The 495-nt window shown below is 68.9% G+C and carries 1 protein-coding gene; it reads left to right on the forward strand.

The window, feature by feature from the left end; genetic code table 11:
- Nucleotides 1-17: 17 nt before the first annotated feature.
- The coding region (locus tag JR064_RS22935) for a condensation domain-containing protein (RefSeq protein WP_206231249.1) at nt 18-495 on the forward strand (478 nt) is incomplete at its 3' end.

Here is a 495-nt window from a genome sequence, read left to right on the forward strand (position 1 = left end):
CGGGGCTGAAAGCGCCCTTGCAGACGGTGATCGGATCGGCACAGGCGGCGTTGACGGAGGCGGACTGGAGCGGCGAGACGGATTGGCGCGCAAGCCTGTCGACGCTCTATGCGCAGGCCCTTTCCTCGCCGCAGGACGCGGATGCGCCGCTGCTGCAGGTATGGTGGCTGAACCTGGGCGACGACCGTGCGGTGTTGCTGGTGAGTGCCTCGGCGCTGTGCGCCGATGGCGTGGGCGTGCTGTGCCTGGCGCAGGCGCTGCTGGAAGGGGCGGCACCCGATCCGGACCAGACCTTGCAGTACATCGATATCGCACGCTGGCTGGATGGCTTGCTCTGCCCGGGTGAAGGTGACGAAGGGCTGGCGCACTGGTCGCGGCAGCGCGCATTGCAATGGGAAGGCGGGTTGGTTTCCGCGGTGCTGACCGAAGAGGGCGAGGCCCCCGGTGAAGTGCACGACGCCTGGGTGCTGCCGCCGGCGCAGGCGCAGGTTCTGT

The sequence above is a fragment of the Xanthomonas bonasiae genome (genome assembly GCF_017163705.1).
Lineage (GTDB): Bacteria > Pseudomonadota > Gammaproteobacteria > Xanthomonadales > Xanthomonadaceae > Xanthomonas_A > Xanthomonas_A bonasiae.